Genomic DNA, 15,874 nt, shown 5'->3' with positions numbered 1-15,874 from the left:
CTGCCCCGCCCTGTATGGGGCGTGGCTGTCTCGGTGTCCTCGGTGCGGGTCGGCGAAGGAGCTGGAGATGGCGCTGAACGCGTGCACGTCGTGCACGACGAAGTTCGCGGTAGGGCTACCGCGCTGCCCGCAGTGCGGGTCGACCGAATTCGTGGAGGACGGACAACCCATGGCGAAGATCACGGCCCATGGCGGGCCGTCAGACAAGACCCTGCCAGACGCCGTCGTGCAGACCAATGCGGTCCTGACGGAAGAGCAGGCCGAGGAACTGCGCGACGCCGTGGGTGCCGGAACGGAGCAGCTTCCGTTCCAGGCGGCCGTGGAGTCAACACCGGAGGAGGGAGGCGAGGAGTCATCTCCTGGTACCAGCTCATCGACATCTACCGAGACGCAGCCGCCGAAGTCCGAGCCGAGCAGCAAACCCCGCCGCAAGCCTGCCCGCAAGACGGAGAGCCCCTCCGAGCCGGACCCGACGGAAAGCTCTACTGCCCCTTCGACGGCTGGACAGAAGACGGCAGCTACGTCGGCTGCTGACGACAAGTAGCAGTACCCAAGCAGCAGCAGAGAGGAGGTGACGAGAGATGAGCACACCGTTCTACGCGACCCGCGAGGAGATCAAAGCGGAGCTCGACGTGCGTGAGACGGCCCGCTCCAACACGCGGATCGACCGAGCATTGGCCGACGCCACCGAAGCGGTGCACGGCCTGTGCCGCCGCGTGTTCTACCCGACCCTGGCGACCCGCAAGTTCGACTGGCCGCCGCGTGCTGGCGCAACGCCGTGGATCCTGCGGCTGAACAACAACGAGGTCATCTCCGTCTCCTCCCTCACCTCCGGCGGCACGACCATCAGCGCGTCGGACTACCTGCTGCGGCGGGCGGACGACGTCGACGAGCCGCCTTACACGCGTATCGAGATCAACTTGAGCGGCAGCGCCTCGTTCGGCGGCGGCTCCACTTACCAACAGGACATCGTTGGGACGTGTCTGTTCGGGTTCCGCAATGACGAAACGTCTGTGGGCACGGCGGCGGAGGCCCTGGACGCTTCGGAGACGGGCATCGACGTGGATGCCGCCACCTCGGCCGCCGTCGGCGTCGGATCCCTGCTGCGCATCGACTCCGAACGCGTCATCGTTATCGGCCGGACGCAGCTCGACACCGGGCAGACCCTCGGCGGGTCGGGCCTGACCAACGTCAACAACTCCGTCACCGTCACCGTCGCCTCCGGCGCGGCGTTCGCGACCGGGGAGTCGATCCTGATCGACGGCGAGCGGATGCGCGTCGACGAGATCGCGGGCAACACGCTCGTCGTCACGCGGGCGTGGGACGGCTCGACGATCGCCGCCCACAGCGTCGGCGCCACCATCTACGCACCGCGGACCCTGACCGTCGCCCGCGGCGCGCTGGGGACGACTGCTGCCACTCACCTCACCGCGGCGCCGGTGTACCGGTTCGACTTCCCCGGTCCGGTGCGGCAGTTGTGCGCGGCCGAGGCGCTCACGGATCTCCTGCAAGGCCGCTCCGGATACGCGCGCACCGCAGGCTCCGGGGAGAACGAGCGTGAGGCGACCGGCCGCGGCCTGGCCGACCTGCGCGACCGGGTCTACACCAGCCACGGGCGTAAAGCCCGCATGAGGAGCGTGTAGCCATGCGCCTCGACGTCTCCACCCGCACAGACGGCCCCCTCTTCGACGGCCGCGCCCGCCGCGCCGCCAACGAATACGTGAACCGGTTCGAACGGCAACTCGCCGAGGACGGCCTGAACATCCTCCGCGAGGAGATGCGCGCCGTGTTCCGCAACCCGACCGGCCACTACGAGTCCCGCTGCAAGGTCATCGAAGGACATGTCATCTCGGACTCCCGGGTCGTGTACGGGCCGTGGCTGGCCGGCATCGGCTCCAGGAACTTCCCGGTCACGCGGTTCAAGGGCTACGACCACTGGATCAAGACGCGGCATCGGCTCAACCAGCGCAAACGCGGTATTGGTGAGCGGCTGCTGCGCCGGTACACGGGGCGGATGTGATGCCCCGTGGCTGATCTCGATCTTCTCGCCTACCGCAGCGCGGCCATGTCCCACGCCCAGAGTCTGGGCTTGTTCGGGCAAGTCCTCGGGCACGAGCCCGTGTCGGCGCCCGGGAGCGGGTTGACGTATGCGATGTGGGTCGGCCCGGTCCGGCCGATCCCCTCCCGGTCGGGCCTGGACTCGGTGTCGGCGCGGCTGGAGCTACGGGGGCGGGTGTTCCTGCCCGCGGACACGGAGCCGATGGACGACGTCGACGTCCAGGTGACCGGGGCTGTGTCCGCGCTGATGGGCGCGTACTGCGGTGACTTCACCCTCGGCGGCACGGTCGCGAACGTCGACCTCCTCGGCGCGCACGGAACGCCGCTGGGCTCGGAGGTCGGCTACACGAGCTTCGCGGGCGGCACAACCTATCGGGTGGCCACACTCACCATTCCACTGATCGTTAATGACGTCTGGCAGGAGGCCCCCTAGTGGCGAAATCAAGCGGGCTCGGGGACGGGCTCCTCATCGCCGGATATGACCTGTCCGGCGACATCGGCAGCCTCGGTAGCATCAGCGGCACCGTCACACCTCTCGTCGTCACCGGCATCAACAAGAGTGCGTTCGAACGGATCGGCGGACGCCGTGACGGCGCCATCAGTTTCACGTCCTACTTCAACCCCGCTACCAGCCGCGCGCACCCCAGGCTGTCTACCCTGCCACGCACCGATGTCATCGTGTCCTACCTGCGGGGCACCACCCTGGGCAATGCCGCCGCGAACCTCGTCGCCAAGCAGGTCAACTACGACGGCACCCGCGCCGACGACGGAGCATTCACCTTCTCCGTCGACGCGCAGGGCAACGCGTACGGCATCGAATGGGGACAGCAGCTCACCGCTGGACTTCGCACGGACACCGCGGCAACCAACGGGAACGGCGTGGCCATCGACGCCGACGGGGTGCCCTACCTTCAGCTTCCGGGCACGTCCGGGAACACCGCCACCACCCCCGACGCAGCAGCCCTCGACATCGTCGGTGACATCGACCTGCGGGTGAAGGCCGCCCTCGACGACTGGACCCCGGGAGCAGAGTCCACACTGATCGCGAAGTACACGGCCACCAGCAACCAGCGCTCGTACGCCTTGGCGGTGACGACTGGCGGGAACCTGATCCTGCGCTGGTCTGAGGACGGCACGGTGGAGAAGACCGCGACATCGTCCGCGGCTGTCAGTGTCTCCAACGGCGCCATCAAGTGGGTGCGGGCCACGATGGACGTCGACAACGGCTCCTCGAACGCGGCGATCGTGTTCTACACCTCCGACGACGGCAGCACGTGGACACAGCTGGGCACGACGCAGCTGAACGGGGCCACCACCAGCATCTTCGCCTCAACCGCCGTGCTGGAACTGGGCGGGCGGACGGTAGGGACGACGCACCTCCTCGCCGGGAAGATCTTTGAGGCGCAGGTACTCAGCGGTATCGCCGGAACCTCGGTCGCCCACCCCGTGGCCACCAACAGTGCCCTCTCGGATGCGACGCCCCGCACATGGACCGTCAACGGCACCGCGTTCCTGTCCAACCACAGCTACTTCGGCCTCCAGGCCTACCTCCAGGTCACCGCGTTCACCGGGACAGACGTCACCGTCAAGCTGCAGGAGTCCAAGGACAACGGCTCCACCGACAGCTGGACGGACGTGACCGGCGGCGGCTTCACCGCGGTGACGTCAGGGCCGACAACGCAGCGCATCGCGACCAGCGCCACCCTCCAAGTCGAGCGCTACCTACGGGCCGTGACCACCACCAGCGGCGGCTTCGCCTCGCTCTCCTTCAGCGTGACCGTCTGCCGCAACCTCGTCTCGACGGTCTTCTAGGAGGTGACCTTGATGTCCAGGCCTTTGAACCGGGTCGAGCCGGCCATGCCAGCGGCGGCGTACAAGACGTATCGGATCGTCGCTCCTGTGGCGACGCATTTCCGCCCGGCGTCCTGCGTCGAGGTGGACTGCCCGAACTTCCTGAACGGCTGGAAGGTGCGGACGGACACGCTCGACGCGCAGATGGTTCATGCCGCGACGCATGCGGGGCGGAAGTTCCAGTGGCTCCACGTCTCGGAGATGGAGAACTGGCTGGTCTTCGAGGCTGGGCAGCCCTGTTTTCAGGCGTCCGAGCACCGTACGCGTCTGGACCGGCCGGAGCTGTATGTGGTGCAGGGCGGTGACCATCGTGGTAATCCGCGCGGCACGCAGGCCAGGCGGCATGTGAGTGCGGATGACTGGCGGGATGACTTTGCGGAGCATCAGTCGAAGCTCAGCGACGAACAGAAGAAGGGGTGACCTGACGTGTCCAAATCAAGCGGGCTCGGCTGGACCACACTCAGTGTGGACTTGAGCGACGGAACCACCGCAACCGACATCAGGAACGATGTCACCAACTTCCAGTTCTCCACGCCTCGCGGCGTGCAGGACATCACCGGCGTCGACAAGTCCGCGTTCGAGCGGCTGCTGCTCCTCGCCGACTTCAGCATCACCCTGAACGGCGTCTTCAACACCGCCCTGTCGCACACCGTGTTCAAGACCGTGTCGTCCACCACCGCGGCTCGCACCACGTCCCTCACGGTGTCCAGTCAGAGCCTGCCCAACGAGTGCATGTACACCGACTACGCACTCACGCGGGCCGACAGTGGCGAGCTCACGTGGTCGGCACCTGGCGTTTTGTCGGACGGGACCGTCCCCCTGTGGTCGTGACCGTGGCGGAACACTCCGGCAGCGACCAGGAAAGAAGCTGACCATGGGCTACAAGGCCAAGCTGAAGACGTACCTCATCAAGTTCGACGGGGGCCACGAGTTCCACGGCGCCGAAGCACGCCTCCGCGGCATGACCTACGGCGAATGGGAACAGGCCACGGGCGCCGACGGCGGCGACGGCGACAAGAGCGGCGCCGACTCCGTCAAGCGGTTCGTCGACCACCTCATCGAGTGGAACCTCGACTCACCCGACACGGGCGAGCCGGTGCCGCTCACGATCGAGGGGGCCAGGTCCGTCGACAAGGACCTCGTCGCGGCCATGAACAACGCGTGGATCAACTCCCTGATCGGGGTGCACAAGGACGACCCTTTGCCGGAGAGCTCGCCCTCTGGCGAGCCGTCCCTGGTGGCCTCCGTCCCGATGGAAGCACTGTCACCGAGCCTGGCGAGCTGACCCGAGCCCGGTACCTCCTCGGCTTGTTGGAGAGGTTTCCGGGCTACACCCTGTCCTCCCTGTTGGCGGAGGACACCGAGCTGATGCGTCTCGTAGCGATCGAAGAACTCGGCGGCGCCCGCGACCGAGGGGAGGTGGACGATGTCGGATGACGTGACGATCACAGTCCGCGTCAACAACCAGACCGCGGCCGGGTTCCGGGACGTCAACGGCCAGTTGCGCACGATGGACGGCCGGTTCGCCACAGCCTCGGGCAACATGCGCCGTTCGGGCTCCGCACTGTCGGACACCCTCGTCGACATCCGGGCGTCGCTGCTTTCTCTCGCCCCGGCTGCTGTGCCGGTGGCGGCGTCGTTGGCGCCGATCGCCGCGCATGCGGCGGGTGCCGGCGTGGCGATGGCGGCGTTCGGTGCGGCAGTGATTCCGCAGATTTCGAATCTGTCGGATGCGGCAAAGGCGCAGGACAAGTACACGCAGGCGGTGCAGCAGTACGGGGCGCACAGTAAGCAGGCGGTGCAGGCGCAGCAGCAGGCGGCTCAGGTGTTCGCGGGGATGCCGAGGGCGACGCAGCAGGCGGCGGCTGCTTACTCGAACCTGCGGGATCAGTTCAAGGGCTTCTCCGACAGTACGGCGAAGTTCACGATGGTGCCGGTCGAGCACAGCTTTGCGGTGCTCGGTGCGATCATCCCGAAGCTGACGCCGATGGTTGAGGGCACCTCGACGCAGTTGGACCGGCTGATGAAGGTTGCTGGCGGTGCGGTCAGCACGGGCGGGTTCGACAGCCTGTCGAAGAAGGTGTCCGACTTCGCGAACAACAGCCTGAAGTCCGCGGTGGATGGTGCGATCCACTTCATGCGGGTGATGTCGGAGGGCAATGCGTCGGGCCCGATGACGGAGTTCATGGCGTACGCGAAGGCGCAGGGTCCGGCGGTGAAGGAGCTGCTGTCGAACCTGATGCAGGCCCTTGGGAACATCGCGAAGGGCGCCGCTCAGGCCGGGCCCGGTTTGCTGACCATCGTCAATGCGATGGCCAAACTGGTGGCCGCAGTCCCGCCGGGGCTCATCGGAAACCTGATGCAGGTGTACGCGGCCTTCAAGCTGATCAAACTCGCGGGTGCGGGAATCGGGGCCGTGGCGGGCGGTATCCAAACGCTGGCGGCGAGGATCACGGCGCTGCGTGCTGCGTCGGTCGCCGCTGGTGGGGGGCTGGCCGGTCTGCGGGCCGCGTTCATCGGGCTGGGCGCAGCGACGAAGGCAACGGTCATCATCGCGGGCATCGCGGCGGCCATCGCGGTCATCGGGAAGCTGTCGAGCCTGGGCAAGTCGGCGCCCCCGGATGTCGACAAGCTGAGCTCCTCGCTGGCCCGGCTCGGCAGCACCGGGAAGGTCACCGGTGAGGCGGCGAGCAAGTTCGGGACGCACTTCGAGAAGCTGAAGTCCCAGATGGATAAGGTGCTCGACCCCAGTGTGGCGGAGAGCATCAACAACTGGGGGCACAGCATCTCGGGGGGCATGCTCAAGGGCGGCGATGCCACGGAGGAGCTGACCGGCTCTTTCAAGGCGATCGATGAGTCCCTTGCTGGTCTGGTCAAGGGTGGCAAGGCCAAGCTGGCGGCGGCGGCGCTCAAGGACATGTTCAAACACATGAACCCTGAGCAGGTCAAGAAGCTGAAGGAGAGTATCGACGGCTACAAGTCCGCGCTCGCGGACCAGGCCCTCGAAGCGAAGTTGACGGCTGAGTCGCAGGGGTTGTTCGGTACGGCGGCGCAGGAGACGGCGGCGAAGCTCGACCAGCAGAAGGCGTCCGCGGACGGGCTGCGGGGCGCGATCCAGGCGCTCAACGACGTGAACCGTCAGGGTCTCGGCGGGATGATCGGATTTGAGGCGGCGGTCGACGCCGCTGCGAAGGCAGCGAAGGACAACGCGGGCGCGCTGTCCATGTCCGGCGGCGTGCTGAACCTCAACTCGGAGAAGGCCCGCAACGCCGCGTCCGCGCTGCAGGACCTCGCGGACAAGACCGACTCGGCTGCCGCTGCAAACCGCGAGTCAACTGGCTCTTGGGAAGGCGCCATCGCCATCTACCAGCGAGGCCGCTCCCAGCTGATCAAGAACGCGCAGGCGATGGGCCTGACCAAGAGCGAGGCGGCGCAACTCGCGGATCAGATCCTGAAGATCCCGGACAAGACAGCCCGCGTGAAGATGAACACGGAGGATGCGCGCGCCGGGCTGAACGCGTTCAACGCGGCCGTGAAGCGTTCACCGGGCTCGAAGTCGGTGACGCTGAAGACCCTGAGCAAGAGCGCCGAGCAGATCCTGGAAGCGTTCGGATACAAGGTCACCCACCTCAAGAACGGCAAGGTCAAGGTCACCGCAGCCACCGGTGGCGCCTTGTCTGGGATCCAAAACGTGTCATCAGCACTTGCCGCCCTGGACGGTAAGACCGCGACCACGACGATCAACTCCATCCACAACGTCATCACCAACAGCAAGACCTACCGCAGCGTGCATGACATCGTCGGCAAAGCCTCCGGCGGTCTGGTGCGCGGCTACGCGGGCGGCGGGGACGTCCAGTCCTTCCCCGACGGCGGGTTCGTCCAAGGCCCCGGCAGCGGCACGTCGGACAGCATCCTCGGATACATGGGCTCGGGCGCCGTCGCCGCGGTATCAAACACCGAGTACGTCATGAAAGCCGCCGCCGTCCGCAAGTACGGCGTCAAGATGATGGACGCCCTCAACGAAGGCCGCCTCCCCATCGCCCGCCTGGCGCGCGGCGGTGTGACGAAGGCGGAGCGGGAGGCCCGTGCGCAGGCCCGCGGGGACCTGACCATCAGCCACTTCGGGCAGATGGCCGGATACCAGCGTTCCGAGTTCGGGTCCGCGCTCGGTAAGCCGGACTCCATCAGCAGCCTGGTGAACGCGCTGAATCAGTGGCGTGCCACCATCCTGAAGGCCACCCACGGGGCGACCGAGAACCGGCTGCTGAAGCAGCTCGACAGCACGGGCAAGCAGCTGTTGAAGTACGAGAAGCAGCTCGGCTCGGTGACGAAGTCGCTGGAGAAAGCGCGCGACAAGCTCAACAGCCTGAAGGACGCCGCCTCCCAGCTCGCCTCGTCGGTGAAGGGGAACATCCTCTCCTCCGCGAACATCACCCGCGGCGCCTCGGGTGAGGGCACGGTCACCGTTGCCTCGATCATGGGCGGCCTCACCCAGTCGCGGGACAAGGCCACAGCGTTCGCGGACGCGCTGAAGCAGTTGAAGGGCAAGGGCCTCTCCTCGTCGCTGATCCAGCAGATCGCGGAGGCCGGCATCGAGGGCGGCGGCCTGGAGTCTGCGGGCGCGCTGCTGGGGGCGTCCGGTAGCGAGATCCAGTCGCTGAACAACCTCCAGGGCCAGATCTCGAAGGCGGCCGGGGCGGCGGGCAAGGCCACGGCGGATGCCGTGTACGGGGCGCAGATCAAGGCGCAGCAGAAGCTCGTCAACGACCTCGCGGCCCAGCAGAAGAAGCTGACCTCCGCCATGGACAAGTTGACGAAGGCCATGGAGAAGGCGATCAAGTCGGCGTTCGGGAAGAAGGCGTCGGGCGGGATCGTCGGGGCTGCGGCGTCGGGTGGGATGCGGTCCGGGCTGACGTTGGTGGGCGAGTACGAGCCGGAGCTGCTGCAGTTGCCAGCGGGTGCGCGGGTGTGGTCCGGGCCTGACACCCGGCGGAAGTTGGCGGCTGCGCAGGCGCCTTGGCCGTCGATGCTGACCGCCCCGCGCCGAGCACCCCACCCCGCGGCTGCTGGCGCTGCTCCAGTGGCGGGTGATGGGCAGCCGATCGTGATTCAGGTCCGCATCGGCGAGCGCGACTTCGGCGAGCTGTGGGTGGACACGGGCCGTCGTGCGGTGAAGACGCGCGGCTCGATCGAGGCGACACTCCGGCCACCGCGCCGGTAGAGAGAGGAACGCGAAGTGCCTTACACGACGTGGAACGGTCCCATGCCGACGACTGCTGCGCAGCAGTCGGTGACGACGGGGACCGCCATCAAGACGATGCTCCAGCTCGCCACGCCGGCGACCCGCATGGTTCAGATCCTGGAGTGGGGGTTCAGCCTGGACGACCCGCCCGGCGCCGACGGTGTGATCGAGCTGCTGCAGACCGACGTGGCCGCGACGGTGACGGCGCATGTGGCGTCCGGTGTGCCGAACCTCGACCCGAACGGCACGACCACGCTGCTCACCCTCGGTACGTCGGCGACCGGCTACACCTCGTCGGCGGAGGGCACCACGACGGCGGCCCGCGTGTTCGACGTGGTGTCGCTGAGCTCCGTGTCCGGCGAGTCCGGCCTGTCGTACGTGCGGACGTTCATGCCGGACGACCGGCCCATCGTCGCCGTGTCCAAGTTCCTCAGGATCAGGGCGACCACGCCGACGACAGCGTCTGACATGCGGTGCTTCGTCACCTTCCAGGAGGTGGGCTGACCCATGCCGGGGCTCGTCTCTCAGATCGCCGGGCTGCGGCGTCGCCTGACGCTGCTGCCCGCCCCGGCGCGGGCGGTTGGTGAGGCGTCCAACGGTGAGCCCGTCATGGTGGAACTCCTCGTCGACGGCGTCTGGGTGGACGTGACCGGCTACGCCCTGGTCCGTGATGACAGCGGCAGCATCAGCATCACCAAGGGCATCCGCGACGAGGGCTCACAGACCGAGGTGGGCACCTGCAGCCTGGAGCTCAACAACCGCGACGGCAGGTTCAGCCCCCGCAACCCCAGCGGCCCGTACTACGGCCTGATCGGCCGGAACACCCCCATCCGCGTCAGCGTGCCGGACGGTCTGGGCGGCAAGTCCTACCGGCTGTGGGGCGAGGTCTCCGAGTGGGCCCCCAACTGGGACACCAGCGGCAGCGATGTGTGGACGGACGTGTCCGCCAACGGCATCCTCCGCCGCCTCGCCCAAGGGCCTGCACCCGCCAACTCTGTCCTGACCACCGCGCTCACCACCCCCACCCCCTCACCCAGCCTCCGCGCCTACTGGCCGATGGAAGACGCTTCCGGTGCTACCTCGCTGGCGTCGGCGCTCACCTCCGGGTCGACGATGACGTGGACCGGCACACCGTCTCTCGCCGGATACGACAGCTTCCCCGCATCCGACCCCGTTCCGGCCCTGACCTCCACTGTCCTGTCCGGCGGTGTCCCCAAGTACGACGACCCCGCCGCGACGCAGGTCCGGTTCTTGTGCTACATCCCGCCTGCCGGCCTGACCAACGGGACGGTGGTCTGCGCGATCGACCAGGTCGACTACTCGGCAGGCAGCGTCCAGTTCTGGGAGCTGTACTACGGCAACTTCGGCGCGACGGGCCGCGGACTCACGCTGCACGCACTGGCGTCGGACGGCACCGACCTAGGCGCCGACCTGGAGAACACCTACGACGTACGCGGCCGACTGCTGTACGTCAGCGTGGAGTTCCAGGAGTCCGGCGCCTCCATCACCCGCGCCCTGCGTATCTACGACCTGACGAGCCAGACCAGCCACGACGTCACCGACACCGAGGCGGCCTCTCAGCTCACCCGCGTCACCAAAATCCAGTTCGGTCCGGCGAGCCGGTCGGCTGCGAGCCCGCACGGCAGCACGGGTCTGACGGGCTGCGCGATCGGGCACGCCACGGTCGAGGACACCATCACCCCCGTCACCACGCTGGGGGCGCGCCTCAACCCGATCGGGGAGGCGGCGGGGCGCCGGATTCAGCGGCTGTGCGCTGAGCAGGGCATCGCGTTCGACGCGATCGGTGATCTCGACGACACCACGGCGCTCGGCGCGCAGGGCAAGTCCAATCTCCTGACCCTGCTTCAGGAGGCGTGCCTGGCGGACGGCGGCATCCTGTACGAGAACCCTGCGGTCCTCGGGCTTGGCTACCGGACGCGGGCCAGCCTCTACAACCAGGCCACCGCCCTCACCTTGGACTACACCGCGGGGAGTCTGGCGCAGATCCCGGTTCCGGTGGAGGACGACCGGTACGTCCAGAACCGCGTCACCGTCACCTGCAACGGCGTCAGCGGCACCTACGAGGAGACCACCGGCACCCTGTCGACCGCGTACCCGCCCGCTGGGGTGGGTCCGTACGGGGAGGAGGTGACGCTGAGCCTGGCGTCGACGGACACGGCGACGCTGCGGGATCAGGCGGCGTGGCGGGTGCACCTCGGGACGGTCGACGAGGCCCGCTTCCCGCAGATCAGCGTGAACCTCTCCCACCCCAGCATCACGGCGGACATGCGGCGGGCCATCATCGGCCTGCGTCTCGGTGACCGCGTCCAGATCCTCAACCCTCCGGTGTGGTTGCCGCCGGACACCATCGACCAGCTCGTCGTCGGCATCGCGGAGACGATCACCCGCTTCGAGCACAAGCTGACATTCACCTGCCAGCCCGCCTCCCCGTACTCGCACATCGGTGTCCTCGACGCGGCGGACGCCCGCATCGACCTCGACGACTCCGTCCTCCAAGCCGACGCCACGTCGGGCGCGACGAGCATCGACGTGACGCCCGAATGGGACATGAGCATGCTGTGGACCACCGACAGTGCCGAGGTTCCGTGGGATGTCCGGGTCGGCGGCGAAGTCATGCGCGTGACCGCGGTCTCGCCGTGGGCCTCTGATACGTTCACCCGCGTCACAGCGTCCGGCTGGGGCACCGCGGACACCGGACAGGCATGGTCCACGTCGGGCGGCTCGGCGACCGACTACGCCACCAGCGGCACGCAGGGCACGCACTCGCTGGGATCAGTCAACGTCTCCCGCTACACGCTCGTGACGGCGCCGTCGGCGGATGTGGACCTGCGGATCGAAGTCGCGACCAGCGCCCTCGCCACCGGCGGCCCGCAGTATGCCGGCATGGTGGCCCGGTACGCGGACGCCAACAACAGCTACACCGCGAGGGCTGCGTTCAATACGGACCAGACGGTGACATTGGTCCTGCAGAAGCGGGTGGGCGGCACGCAGACGGACATGGTCTCGCTGACCGTGCCGGGCACCCACGCCGCCGCCAGTTTCTTCGTCATCCGCCTCCAGGCGCAGGGCGCCGTCCTGCGCGCGAAGTGCTGGCCGCTGGGTGAGGTTGAGCCGGGCTGGCAGGTGACGGTGGCGGACGGTTCGCATTCGGCGCCGGGCTCGGTGGGGGTGCGGTCGATTCTCAGCAGCATCAACACCAACGTCCTGCCGGTGACGTTCACTTACGACAACTTCCAGCAGGTCAACGTGCAGACGATGACCGTCACCCGTTCGATCAACGGCGTCGTCAAGGCGCACAGCGCGGGCGAGGACGTCCGCCTCGCCTACCCGACGACCATCTCCCTGTAAGGAGGCACCCCTATGGCTGAGGCATACCCAACGTTCCTTGGTGGCCAGCGGCTCACCGCGAGCCTCCTGCGGTCGTCGCAGTGGCAGGTCGCCCGGAAGGGCGCCGACACCGCCCGGTCGGCCACGACCGCGACGACTGCGGATCCGCACTTGCAGTTCGAGGTGGTCGCGAACGCCGTGTATGCGTGGCACGGCTGGATCAAGTACGACGGCCCGACCGCAGCCGACATCAACATCGACTTCAGCGCCCCAACCAACTCGCTGGGCGAGTGGACCGCGATCGGGCCCGGACACTCCCCGGTCATCGGCGCGAGCGCGGCACCTGCGCTCATCACGGACACGCAGGACGCACGCGGCTACCTGATGCGCATCGAAGCCAACGACGTCACCGCGGCCAGGAGCTTCGGCACGCTCGGCACGGGCAACGTGCCGATCACGATGCAGTTGTACGGCATGCTCCGCGTCTCCTCGACTGCGGGGACGTTCAGCCTGGACTGGGCGCAGTTCGCCAGCAATGCGACCGCGTGCACCTTGTACACGGATTCGACCCTGTTCATGCTCCGAATTGCTTAGGAGGACACATGGCGACATACACCGTGACCGGGCGCAACAGCGAGGTGATGCCGATCGTGTCGGTGTCGATCGCCTCGATAGACCAGGAGCAGCAGGTCGTGCCTGAGATGACGATCGTCGACGCTGTCCGCACCTGCATCGGTGCGGTGCCAGGGGTGCAGTCGGTGGTGGCGAAGAAGTACGAGCAAGTCATAACGGTCGTGTAAGGGGGCTGTGATGCGCGTGTGGTCGCAGCTGTGGCCGAACCTCCTTGCTAACGCCCTGTGGGTGCCTCTCGTCGCGTGGTGGACGCGGTCTCGGCTGCGCCGGGAGGCGGTTGAGCACAGGGCGCAGGTCGAGCATCTGCTGCGGGAGCACCGCCAGGAGCTGCACCTGTACCTCGGCAAGCAGCCCGGCAAGGGCTGACGAACTTCAACGCCTCAGAAGGGAGGCAGCATGCTGAAGGGAATCGACGTCTCCGCCTACCAGCCAGCGACGTACGACGTGACGGGGCTCGACTTCGTGTTCACGAAGATCAGCGAGGGCCTGTCGTACATCAACCCCCGTTGGGCGCAGCAGCGTGACCACGCGAAGAGTGAGGGCCTCGTGTGGGGCGCCTACCACTACCCGCACATGGCCAACGACCCGCGCGCGGAGGCGGACTACTTCCTGCGTCAGGTGGCGTGGCAGCCGGGGGACATCATCGTCCTCGACTGGGAGGGCTACGACACCGCCAACAAGGGCGTCAGCAAGGCCCGGCAGATCGCCTACCGCGACGCCTGGCTGACCTACGTCAAGGGCAAGATGCCCGGCCACCGAGTCGGCATGTACTGCAACACCGACTACTGGCTCAACGTCGACAAGACCTCGACCTGCGGCGACTTCCTGTGGATCGCCACCGGCGACAAGCCCGCAGGTCAACCCGGCATCAACTACCGCTGGACGTTCCACCAGCACAGCACCGCAGGTGGCATCGACCACGACGTCGCCGCGTTCACCGACCGCGCCGCACTCGCCGCCTGGGCGACCGGCACCAGCTCCCAGGAGGACGACATGACCCCGGACCAGGCCGCCCAGTTGCAGGCGCTGCACGACAACCTGCTCAGCATCGGGTCGCTGACGGAGAAGGACGCGAAGGGCAACCCGGTCGTCCACGGCGCCGGCTACTACCTGGCGCACACGCACTACGACGCGTTGAAGATCTACGCCCTGGAGACCGCGCAGGCTGCGGCGATAGCGAAGCTGGCGGGTCTGGTCGGTTCGGGGGTGGACACGGCGACGGTGGTGGCGGCGGTGCAGAAGGCCATCGCGGACGCGGTGGTGAAGGTGTCGGTCGACGTGACCGGCCCGCAGGGCTGAGGAGGTCTGATCATGGGTGAGTCGTTGTTTCCGTCGGTGATGCGTACGGTCGTGCCGCTGCTCGCCGGGTGGGTCCTGACCGTCACCGGAGCGCTCGGTGTGCATGCGGACTCGGTGGCGGTGGCGTCGGGTGTGACCGTGCTGGTGACGGGCGTCTACTACCTCGCGTTCCGGCTGGTGGAGCACGCCGCTGGGCGGCTGTCGTGGGAGCCGTTGCGGGTGGCTGCCGGGCTGTTGTTGGGGTGGGCTCGGCCGCCGAAGTACAGCGGGGGCGCGTCGTGACGCCTCCGGACGCGGTGGCGCTGGAGCTGGAGCGGCTCCGCAGCACGTGCGAGAAGGGGTTCGCCGAGGTCAAGGGATCGGTCGCGTTGCTGGTGCAGCGGTCGGACCGGACGGAGAAGGATCTCGACGAGCTGGAGTCGCGGGTGACGTCGCTGGAGAAGGGACGCTGGCCGCTTCCGGCTGTGACTGCGGTGTGTGCTGTGGCGGCGACGGTGATCAGTCTGGTGTCGCTGTCTCGCTGATGGGGTGGAAAGCCCTGCCCTGCGGGGTGGGGCTTTCTGCTGTACTGGGCGGCATGAGCGATGAGCAGCAGCCCAGGAGCGCCCGCGAGAAGCTGGTCCGCTTCGCCGAGGAGAACGAGCCGAACTACGGCAACACTGCCGCGTATGACCCTGAGACGGGCTTTCAGTTGGCGGGGGACGAATACCTGCAGCACGTCAACAAGCTGCTCGACGAGTACGCGCACGAGATCATTGAGCGGACGCGTCGTGGCGTGGCCGTGATGGAGGAGAGCCTCGGCGCCTATCAGTGCGCGAAGGACGTCCGCGACATCCTCGACGTCGTCGACCCCACCACACAGGACCCCGGCGGCTGGGACTTCTGATGGACCCCGTCCCCATGTCCGCCTTCGCCCGTACGGGCGCGCTGTGGCTGCCCGCCCAGACCGCCCCGGCGGCCAAGCCCGAGCCGCCTGCGACGATCCGTCTCATCGGCGGGCGCCGGATGCAGTGCAAGGACATCCCCGACGAGGCGTTCCTCGACGCCGTCCGCCGAACGCCAGCCTGTGACGGCTCGCTCGCGCCAGACAGGTGGCGGATGCGGTGGGAGGTCCAGGCCGAGTTGGAGAAGACGCTGGGACCGATCCCGGAGAACCTGTTCCTGGCGAAGGCTCGGCGGCTGGGGCGGCGGAAGTTGCTGGGTGGCTGTACGGAGTGCACGTGCCGGGGTGACTACCACATCGCGGCGGACTGTCCGTGGCCTGACTGCTGCGGCTGACTACTCGCCTTGTACGGCGGCCGACCACTCCTCCAGCAGCCGCTCGTACACGGTCCGGTCCTCCTCGCCCAGCCGCCCGCCCGAGGCCGAGAGGAGGGCGCGTATGGCGTCGTTGACGGCCGCAGCCGAGCGCACGGAACCACAAGCGGGGGTTGGGGGCATACG

The 15,874-nt window shown here is 67.7% G+C and carries 21 protein-coding genes; 20 read left to right on the top strand and 1 reads right to left on the bottom strand.

What is annotated here, in order from left to right:
- The first annotated feature begins 67 nt into the window (after positions 1-67).
- The 20 genes from ACSYGN_RS05295 to ACSYGN_RS05200 all read left to right on the top strand — a co-directional run bounded on the left by ACSYGN_RS05295 (position 68) and on the right by ACSYGN_RS05200 (position 15,709).
- Positions 68-544, top strand: coding sequence for a hypothetical protein (locus tag ACSYGN_RS05295; protein WP_460392320.1), 477 nt, complete (start codon positions 68-70; stop codon positions 542-544).
- 37 nt (positions 545-581) lie between these two features.
- Entirely contained in the window at positions 582-1,643 is a 1,062-nt protein-coding gene (locus ACSYGN_RS05290; protein WP_460392318.1) for a hypothetical protein, read from the top strand.
- Positions 1,644-1,645: 2 nt separating this feature from the next.
- Entirely contained in the window at positions 1,646-2,020 is a 375-nt protein-coding gene (locus ACSYGN_RS05285) for a hypothetical protein (RefSeq protein ID WP_460392316.1), read from the top strand.
- 6 nt (positions 2,021-2,026) lie between these two features.
- On the top strand, positions 2,027-2,491 hold the full coding sequence (locus ACSYGN_RS05280) for a hypothetical protein (RefSeq protein WP_460392314.1): 465 nt from the start codon (positions 2,027-2,029) through the stop codon (positions 2,489-2,491).
- Positions 2,491-3,870 carry a hypothetical protein gene (locus ACSYGN_RS05275; protein ID WP_460392312.1) on the top strand — a complete coding sequence of 460 codons (1,380 nt, stop codon included), beginning with the start codon at positions 2,491-2,493 and terminating at the stop codon, positions 3,868-3,870. The genes ACSYGN_RS05280 and ACSYGN_RS05275 overlap by 1 nt, the downstream gene beginning before the upstream one ends.
- Before the next feature lie 12 nt (positions 3,871-3,882).
- Positions 3,883-4,329 (top strand): hypothetical protein, encoded by a 447-nt coding sequence (locus tag ACSYGN_RS05270; RefSeq protein ID WP_460392310.1) that lies wholly within the window; start codon positions 3,883-3,885, stop codon positions 4,327-4,329.
- Positions 4,330-4,380: 51 nt separating this feature from the next.
- Complete coding sequence (locus ACSYGN_RS05265) at positions 4,381-4,740, top strand: hypothetical protein (RefSeq protein WP_460392308.1); 360 nt, start codon at positions 4,381-4,383, stop codon at positions 4,738-4,740.
- Positions 4,741-4,783: 43 nt separating this feature from the next.
- The gene (locus ACSYGN_RS05260) at positions 4,784-5,194 is read left to right on the top strand and encodes a hypothetical protein (RefSeq protein ID WP_460392306.1); all 411 of its coding nucleotides are present in this window, start codon (positions 4,784-4,786) and stop codon (positions 5,192-5,194) included.
- Between the two features lie 26 nt (positions 5,195-5,220).
- Entirely contained in the window at positions 5,221-5,346 is a 126-nt protein-coding gene (locus tag ACSYGN_RS05255) for a hypothetical protein (RefSeq protein ID WP_460392304.1), read from the top strand.
- Between the two features lie 202 nt (positions 5,347-5,548).
- On the top strand, positions 5,549-9,130 hold the full coding sequence (locus ACSYGN_RS05250; protein ID WP_460392302.1) for a phage tail protein: 3,582 nt from the start codon (positions 5,549-5,551) through the stop codon (positions 9,128-9,130).
- Between the two features lie 42 nt (positions 9,131-9,172).
- Positions 9,173-9,655, top strand: a complete 483-nt coding sequence (locus tag ACSYGN_RS05245; RefSeq protein ID WP_460392300.1) for a hypothetical protein — start codon at positions 9,173-9,175, stop codon at positions 9,653-9,655.
- A 3-nt stretch (positions 9,656-9,658) separates the two neighbouring features.
- Positions 9,659-12,520, top strand: coding sequence for a hypothetical protein (locus ACSYGN_RS05240; protein WP_460392298.1), 2,862 nt, complete (start codon positions 9,659-9,661; stop codon positions 12,518-12,520).
- A 12-nt stretch (positions 12,521-12,532) separates the two neighbouring features.
- On the top strand, positions 12,533-13,093 hold the full coding sequence (locus ACSYGN_RS05235) for a hypothetical protein (protein WP_460392296.1): 561 nt from the start codon (positions 12,533-12,535) through the stop codon (positions 13,091-13,093).
- An 8-nt stretch (positions 13,094-13,101) separates the two neighbouring features.
- A complete protein-coding gene (locus ACSYGN_RS05230; protein ID WP_460392294.1) occupies positions 13,102-13,299 on the top strand; it encodes a hypothetical protein in 198 nt (65 codons plus the stop codon).
- Between the two features lie 10 nt (positions 13,300-13,309).
- The gene (locus tag ACSYGN_RS05225) at positions 13,310-13,498 is read left to right on the top strand and encodes a hypothetical protein (RefSeq protein ID WP_460392292.1); all 189 of its coding nucleotides are present in this window, start codon (positions 13,310-13,312) and stop codon (positions 13,496-13,498) included.
- A 30-nt stretch (positions 13,499-13,528) separates the two neighbouring features.
- Positions 13,529-14,431, top strand: coding sequence for a glycoside hydrolase family 25 protein (locus ACSYGN_RS05220; protein WP_460392290.1), 903 nt, complete (start codon positions 13,529-13,531; stop codon positions 14,429-14,431).
- 12 nt (positions 14,432-14,443) lie between these two features.
- A complete protein-coding gene (locus tag ACSYGN_RS05215; protein ID WP_460392288.1) occupies positions 14,444-14,713 on the top strand; it encodes a hypothetical protein in 270 nt (89 codons plus the stop codon).
- On the top strand, positions 14,710-14,955 hold the full coding sequence (locus tag ACSYGN_RS05210) for a hypothetical protein (RefSeq protein WP_460392286.1): 246 nt from the start codon (positions 14,710-14,712) through the stop codon (positions 14,953-14,955). The genes ACSYGN_RS05215 and ACSYGN_RS05210 overlap by 4 nt, the downstream gene beginning before the upstream one ends.
- Positions 14,956-15,008: 53 nt before the next feature.
- Positions 15,009-15,317, top strand: a complete 309-nt coding sequence (locus ACSYGN_RS05205; RefSeq protein WP_460392284.1) for a hypothetical protein — start codon at positions 15,009-15,011, stop codon at positions 15,315-15,317.
- Positions 15,317-15,709, top strand: coding sequence for a hypothetical protein (locus ACSYGN_RS05200; protein WP_460392282.1), 393 nt, complete (start codon positions 15,317-15,319; stop codon positions 15,707-15,709). The genes ACSYGN_RS05205 and ACSYGN_RS05200 overlap by 1 nt, the downstream gene beginning before the upstream one ends.
- Here ACSYGN_RS05200 and ACSYGN_RS05195 read toward each other — a convergent pair whose 3' ends face one another.
- Entirely contained in the window at positions 15,710-15,871 is a 162-nt protein-coding gene (locus tag ACSYGN_RS05195; RefSeq protein ID WP_460392280.1) for a hypothetical protein, read from the bottom strand.
- Between the last annotated feature and the right edge of the window lie 3 nt (positions 15,872-15,874).

It is taken from the genome of Streptomyces sp. YIM S03343, from assembly GCF_054729195.1.
The sequence above is the reverse complement of the archived record's forward strand: the minus strand, read 5'-3'. Positions and strand labels throughout refer to the sequence as shown.

Bases quoted from the DNA above. Each gene is read 5' to 3' on its own strand.
- ACSYGN_RS05245 (WP_460392300.1), top strand. From the start codon at position 9,173: ATGCCGACGACTGCTGCGCAGCAGTCGGTGACGACGGGGACCGCCATC.
- ACSYGN_RS05270 (WP_460392310.1), top strand. From the start codon at position 3,883: ATGTCCAGGCCTTTGAACCGGGTCGAGCCGGCCATGCCAGCGGCGGCG.
- ACSYGN_RS05295 (WP_460392320.1), top strand. From the start codon at position 68: ATGGCGCTGAACGCGTGCACGTCGTGCACGACGAAGTTCGCGGTAGGG.
- ACSYGN_RS05205 (WP_460392284.1), top strand. From the start codon at position 15,009: ATGAGCGATGAGCAGCAGCCCAGGAGCGCCCGCGAGAAGCTGGTCCGC.
- ACSYGN_RS05225 (WP_460392292.1), top strand. From the start codon at position 13,310: ATGCGCGTGTGGTCGCAGCTGTGGCCGAACCTCCTTGCTAACGCCCTG.
- ACSYGN_RS05220 (WP_460392290.1), top strand. From the start codon at position 13,529: ATGCTGAAGGGAATCGACGTCTCCGCCTACCAGCCAGCGACGTACGAC.
- ACSYGN_RS05260 (WP_460392306.1), top strand. From the start codon at position 4,784: ATGGGCTACAAGGCCAAGCTGAAGACGTACCTCATCAAGTTCGACGGG.
- ACSYGN_RS05200 (WP_460392282.1), top strand. From the start codon at position 15,317: ATGGACCCCGTCCCCATGTCCGCCTTCGCCCGTACGGGCGCGCTGTGG.
- ACSYGN_RS05235 (WP_460392296.1), top strand. From the start codon at position 12,533: ATGGCTGAGGCATACCCAACGTTCCTTGGTGGCCAGCGGCTCACCGCG.
- ACSYGN_RS05230 (WP_460392294.1), top strand. From the start codon at position 13,102: ATGGCGACATACACCGTGACCGGGCGCAACAGCGAGGTGATGCCGATC.
- ACSYGN_RS05240 (WP_460392298.1), top strand. From the start codon at position 9,659: ATGCCGGGGCTCGTCTCTCAGATCGCCGGGCTGCGGCGTCGCCTGACG.
- ACSYGN_RS05290 (WP_460392318.1), top strand. From the start codon at position 582: ATGAGCACACCGTTCTACGCGACCCGCGAGGAGATCAAAGCGGAGCTC.
- ACSYGN_RS05215 (WP_460392288.1), top strand. From the start codon at position 14,444: ATGGGTGAGTCGTTGTTTCCGTCGGTGATGCGTACGGTCGTGCCGCTG.
- ACSYGN_RS05195 (WP_460392280.1), bottom strand. From the start codon at position 15,871: ATGCCCCCAACCCCCGCTTGTGGTTCCGTGCGCTCGGCTGCGGCCGTC.
- ACSYGN_RS05285 (WP_460392316.1), top strand. From the start codon at position 1,646: ATGCGCCTCGACGTCTCCACCCGCACAGACGGCCCCCTCTTCGACGGC.